General features: G+C 29.1%; 5 protein-coding genes and 1 other annotated feature (1 of these 6 only partly in view). All 5 genes read right to left on the bottom strand.

Annotated elements, in window-relative coordinates; genetic code table 11:
• Positions 1–260 precede the first annotated feature (260 nt).
• Entirely contained in the window at positions 261–920 is a 660-nt protein-coding gene (locus EIH23_RS03730) for an NAD(P)/FAD-dependent oxidoreductase (protein ID WP_122638872.1), read from the bottom strand.
• 138 nt (positions 921–1,058) lie between these two features.
• Positions 1,059–1,766: a purine-nucleoside phosphorylase gene (gene deoD / locus EIH23_RS03725; RefSeq protein ID WP_122638871.1), complete on the bottom strand. Its 708-nt coding sequence runs from the start codon at positions 1,764–1,766 to the stop codon at positions 1,059–1,061.
• A gap of 152 nt (positions 1,767–1,918) precedes the next feature.
• Positions 1,919–2,770, bottom strand: coding sequence for a patatin-like phospholipase family protein (locus tag EIH23_RS03720; protein WP_122638870.1), 852 nt, complete (start codon positions 2,768–2,770; stop codon positions 1,919–1,921).
• A gap of 123 nt (positions 2,771–2,893) precedes the next feature.
• A complete protein-coding gene (gene sstT, locus EIH23_RS03715) occupies positions 2,894–4,141 on the bottom strand; it encodes a serine/threonine transporter SstT (RefSeq protein WP_122638869.1) in 1,248 nt (415 codons plus the stop codon).
• 296 nt (positions 4,142–4,437) lie between these two features.
• Complete coding sequence (locus tag EIH23_RS03710) at positions 4,438–5,751, bottom strand: Na+/H+ antiporter NhaC family protein (RefSeq protein WP_122638868.1); 1,314 nt, start codon at positions 5,749–5,751, stop codon at positions 4,438–4,440.
• Between the two features lie 130 nt (positions 5,752–5,881).
• Positions 5,882–6,000: a binding site (T-box leader), on the bottom strand (it continues 136 nt past the right edge of the window).

The following is a 6,000-nucleotide window of genomic DNA, read 5'->3' as shown; positions in this document are numbered from 1 at the left end:
ATATTTGGTGTATGGGAGTATAAGTAAAAAGCTGCGGACAAGGGGTCTTACAGCGGATGTATATAAAAATATGTAATGTTGATAGGAATAATAGGCTTACGTACGTTTGGGTTTTTTTTTTTTTTTCAAGCAGAAGACGGCATACGAGATCCTCTCTGGTCTCGTGGGCTCGGAATGTGTATAAGAGACAGAACTTAAACTTTTTATATTCAATAGCAATGTCTCCCGTTATTTTATAGTCTATCTTAAATATCATATTATTAAATTTTTAATAATATATTCTCTTTTATATCTTTTATACCAATTCTTTCTATAAACATAGTAAACTTTTCGCTATCTAAAGCATTTCTTTTGTATAAATAAAGTAATTTATCAATAATATCTATTACTTCAATTTCATTTAGGTTTTCAGCTAATATATCATATTTTCTTGGGTTTACACCACCCTTTCCACCTACAACTATAAATAATTTTCCCTCAACATTTGATAAAATTCCAATATCCTTTGTATATGCATTTATACATGCGTTTTTACATCCTGCTACTGCAATTTTTACTTTACCTGGTAATTCCATTCCATGAAATTTCTTTGTCACTTTTATACCTAATCCTATTATCGGATACTTTGATCTTCTGCAAAAATTTGCCGAGCACATTTCTACATTTATTACTGAGCATATATTTTTTATGGCAGGTTCCATTTCTAGTTCTTCCCATATTGAATCTATGTCTTCTTCTTTTATATTACCAATTGCTATTTTTTGTGCAGATGTTAATCTTACAAATGCATTATATTTTTTAGCTACTTCACCTATTTTTATAAGTGTTTGAGGTGTTAGGTATCCACCTGGTATCATTGGAGTTATTACATATTTTTCTTTTCCATTTATATTTTTTTGTAATTTTGCATATTTAGGCATATATATCTCCTTATTATAACTTTTATATACTTTATATTATCAAATATTGGTCAATTTGCAACTAATTCAAATTTTAATAAATAAAAAAGAACTGATAAAATAATTTATAACATCATTTTATCAGTTCTTTTTTATTTATTATGCTAATTCTAATGCAACTTCCATCATTTTTGTAAATGCTGTTTGTCTTTCCATTGCAGTAGTAGCAACACCTTCAAATGGTAAATCTGAAATCGTAAGCATACAAAGTGCATTAACCCCAGCTCTAGCTGCATTCATATAAAGAGCTGCAGCTTCCATTTCCACAGCTAATATATTCATCTTACTCCATACTTTTAATGACTCCATACCAGTATCACTGTAAAATACATCACTTGATAAAATATTCCCAACTTTTGCATCTATACCTTTTTCTTTAGCTATATCATAAGCTTTTTTTACAAGATCAAAACTTGCTGATGGAGCATAAGTTCCAGGTAAGTTGTATTGAGCTCCAAAGTTTGAATCTGTACTAGCAGCCATTCCTATAACTAAGTCTTGAATTTTTAAATCCTTACTTAATGCTCCCGCTGAACCTATTCTTATAAGATTCTTAACTCCATAAAAATGTATTAGTTCATATGAGTATATTCCCATTGATGGACCACCCATACCTGTTCCTTGTACAGATATTCTTTTCCCTTTATAGTATCCAGTGTATCCATACATTCCTCTAACAGTGTTGTATTCAACTGCATCTTCTAAAAAATTCTCTGCTATAAATTTAGCTCTTAATGGATCTCCAGGTAATAGTATAGTTTCTGCTATATCTCCTTTATTTGCATTATTATGTGCTGTTAATCCCATAAGTCTTCCTCCTAAAGTTTTAATTTAACTTTTATTATTTTTGATATAAGTTTAACTTCAAAATTTAATATAATAAAAAATTAATAATATTACAAGCTATAAAAAGCTAAAATTTCCATTATAAACTTGAATCTTTTATGTATTATTTAAAATTATTCTTTTTTCATAAACTTTAGAATATCATTGTAAACCTCTTTTGCATCATTATATCCATCTTCATATAGCTGATTTAATTTTTCTCTATTCTTTTCTAGTTGGCTAATTTTTACTGGCTTTTTAGGTCTAATAACAAAAGCATCTCCTGTATCCTCTAATTTTTTTACTAAATCTAAACTTTTATTATAATTAATATGTCTATTTTCCATAGCATCTACTAGCTTTGGATATTCTCTATACCTACTTTTTATTATAGGTATAAACTTTAACTTATCTTTTTTGTATGTTTCATCTCTTGTAAGTATAACTATATTCTTTTTATATCCTTGACTTAATGAATATTCTATAGGTATAGAATCTGCTATTCCTCCATCAACTAATTTATATCCATCAACTTCTACAATATTTGCGAACATAGGTATTGATGATGATGCTTGCATATATAATATTTCTTTATTCATATCTTTTAGTTCAAAATACTCAGCTTTACCACTTTCACAGTTAGTTGTTACCACTATAAATTTAGATTTTGATTTGTTAAATGTTTTATGATCAAATATGTTTAATTCATTTGGTATCTTATTAAATATAAAATCCATGCCGAATATAGATCCCGTTTTTATAAGATTTCTAAAACTTAAATATTCTTTATCTTCTATATAATCTAAGGTAGCATGGTACGATCTCTTGAACTGTCTAGATAAATAAGACGCACCATGACAACTTCCTGCTGAAACACCGATAACTATATCTACCTCTATATCTTTTTCTATAAAAAAATCTAAAACACCGGCAGTATAAATACCTCTCATACCGCCTCCTTCTAATATTAATCCTATCTTCTCCATATCTTACCTCTTTAAATTATTTCACTTATTATTATAGCAAGTTTTACTCTATTTAATTATATATAAAAAGAATCTAATGCATTAGACTAATACATTAGATTCTCTAGACTCTTAATAAAAATATTAACTAAAATCTTTTACATACTCAACTTCTTTTCTAGATTCTTGTTTGCGCTTTTTAGAAAGTTCTGCTACCGCTGTAAAAAGAACATCTGTAGATGAATTAAGTGCAGTTTCGCAAGAATCTTGTATAACTCCAACTATAAACCCAACACCAACTACCTGCATTGCTATATCATTTGATATTCCAAATAAGCTACAAGCAAGAGGAATTAATAATAATGAACCACCTGCAACCCCTGAAGCTCCACAAGCACTTACTGCAGATAATAAACTAAGAACTAAGGCCATTCCCATATCAACTTCTATATTTAAAGTATGTACTGCGGCAAGAGTTAGTATTGATATAGTTATTGCAGCTCCTCCCATATTAATTGTAGCCCCTAAAGGAATGGATACTGAATAGGTATCTTTATCTAATCCTAACTCTTCGCATAATTCCATATTTACAGGTATATTTGCTGCAGAACTACGAGTAAAGAATGCCGTTAATCCACTATCTTTTAAACATTTAAGTACCAATGGATATGGATTCTTACGTATCCCTATAAATACTATTAACGGATTTATTACAAGTGCTATAAATGCCATAGAACCAACTAATAAAATTATTAATTTACCATATCCTAATAATGTCTCTAATCCTTGTGTAGCTATACTATCAAACACTAGTCCCATTATTCCAAATGGTGCAAAGTTTATTATCCATCTCACAATTTGTGATAAAGCATCTGAAACATTACTTATCATTATTTTCGTACTTTGTTCAGCATTTTTAAGAGCAAATCCTAATATTAGTGCCCAAGCTAATATACCTATATAATTTGCATTAAATAAAGCTTTAACTGGATTATCAACCACATTAAGTAATAAGTTCTTTAATACTTCAACAACTCCACTCGGAGGTGTAACGTCTGTTACGCTTGCACCTAAAGTTAATGTTATTGGGAATAAAAAACTAGCTGCAACTGCAACAAGTCCTGCTAAAAATGTCCCTAAAAGATAAAGACATATTATCGACTTCATATTCGTTTTTTTACCACTATCATGCTGAGATATTGCTGTCATTACTAAGAAAAATACCAGTATTGGTGCGACTGATTTTAATGCTCCTACAAATAATGATCCCAATATTACGATTGGACTAGCAGCATTTGGAACTACTAAAGCTAATATAATACCAATAATTAATCCTACTAAAATTCTTTTAACTAAGCTTATTTTGTTCCATTTGTTAATCATTTCTTTCATCGTTTTCCCCCCAATTACTCTTTTGATAAATATATTAATGTCATATTCTATCAAAATTATTTTTAGAATATTTTTAATTTTCCTTACATTATAACAATAATTTTTTAAATTGTATACTTATATTCTTAATTTTTAGAAATTTTTATTAAAAACAAAAATAGCTATTGATTATATTCAATAGCTATTTTTTTATTTTTTAGTACCTAGATACACTCGTACCATCAACTTACTCATTAATGTTTAACAGATGATTCGTCTACAATTGATCTACCTAGTAATATTAAGTTTAATATTTATTAAGCTATGTTTTTAGCTTTAAACTTTTCAGATACCGATTTTGAAAATGCAATTGACAGTATTCCACATATAAACATTAATCCTGGATAGTAAAGATATGGTATTATCTCTACTGGAGATATTCCCGCTACACCTGCAGCTGTTAATAATTGTGCTCCATATGGTATTATCCCTTGCCAACAAGATGAGAATATATCTAATATACTAGCTGATTTTCTTTTATCAATTCCATATTCTTCTGATATATTTTTAGCTAATGGTCCTGCTGCAACTATAGCTATTGTATTATTTGCTGTACATAAATCTATAACACTAACTAAAGCTGCTATACCAAATTCAGCACCTTTTTTACTATTTATTTTACTTGTTATAAAGTAAAGTACATAATCTATTCCACCATTATATTTTATAACTTCAACTACACCACCAATTATTATTGATAGTAAACATAATTCATACATTCCACTTATTCCAGTTGAAGCTGCTTCTATAAGACCATATATATCAAAAGTACTTGTCGCTAATCCTACAACACCTGCAAATAAAACTCCACTACCTAGTAATACAAATACATTTACTCCACATAAAGCACCTATTAATACCAATAAGTAAGGAACAACTTTTATTATTTCATACTCATAGTTTTGACCTAAATTTATATTATATCCTGATGTTACAATCGTTAATAATATTGCTGTTATTATAGCCGCTGGTAAAACTATAAAAAAGTTCACTTTAAACTTATCTTTTAATTCACATCCTTGAGTTCTAACTGCAGCTATAGTTGTGTCTGATATTATAGATAAATTATCACCAAACATAGCTCCACCTACAACTGCTCCTATTACTAATGCTACTGGTATAGATGTTTTTTCCGCTATACCTAAACCAATTGGTGCTAATGCTGCTATTGTACCTACTGATGTTCCCATTGAAACTGATATAAAGCATCCTATTACAAATAGACCTGTAACTATTAAATTTGATGGTAGTATTGATAAACTTAAATTAACTGTTGCATCTACACCTCCAGTTGCTTTAGCAACTCCTGAAAATGCTCCTGCAAGTAAAAATATTATAACCATTGTAATAATATTAGAATCTCCTGCTCCCTTACAAAATACATTTAATTTTTCCTCTAAGGTTGCTTTTCTGTTAAATAATAATGCTACACCTGCTGCTATTATAAATGCTACTAAAGCTGGTAGTTTATAAAAATCCCCACTTATAATTCCACTTCCTAAAAATAGGATCAAAAACACAGCTAATGGTAATAAGGCAAATGGATTACCTTTTTTTATTTCATTTTTCATTTCATATCTCTCCTTTTTTATTTTAATTATAATGTCAGTACTTTAATGTATAACCACTTTTTACTTATAAATACTTAGCCCGCGCGTTAGCTATATAAGCAATAAAAAACTCTCATCCCTAAGACTACGTCTTAGGAACGAGAGTATTATCTTCGTGTTACCATCCTAATTTATTTGTATCTCACGATACAAACCTCATCAAGTACACCAACATTTTGGTTATACTTTATCACTGTAACGGGTGAACCC

This window comes from Romboutsia sp. Marseille-P6047, from assembly GCF_900604535.1.
Classification (GTDB): domain Bacteria; phylum Bacillota; class Clostridia; order Peptostreptococcales; family Peptostreptococcaceae; genus Romboutsia_E.
Note: the sequence above shows the minus strand (reverse complement) of the source record. Positions and strands in the feature narration are given on the sequence as shown.

Bases quoted from the DNA above. Each gene is read 5' to 3' on its own strand.
- sstT (WP_122638869.1), bottom strand. From the start codon at position 4,141: ATGAAAGAAATGATTAACAAATGGAACAAAATAAGCTTAGTTAAAAGA.
- EIH23_RS03730 (WP_122638872.1), bottom strand. From the start codon at position 920: ATGCCTAAATATGCAAAATTACAAAAAAATATAAATGGAAAAGAAAAA.
- deoD (WP_122638871.1), bottom strand. From the start codon at position 1,766: ATGGGATTAACAGCACATAATAATGCAAATAAAGGAGATATAGCAGAA.
- EIH23_RS03710 (WP_122638868.1), bottom strand. From the start codon at position 5,751: ATGAAAAATGAAATAAAAAAAGGTAATCCATTTGCCTTATTACCATTA.
- EIH23_RS03720 (WP_122638870.1), bottom strand. From the start codon at position 2,770: ATGGAGAAGATAGGATTAATATTAGAAGGAGGCGGTATGAGAGGTATT.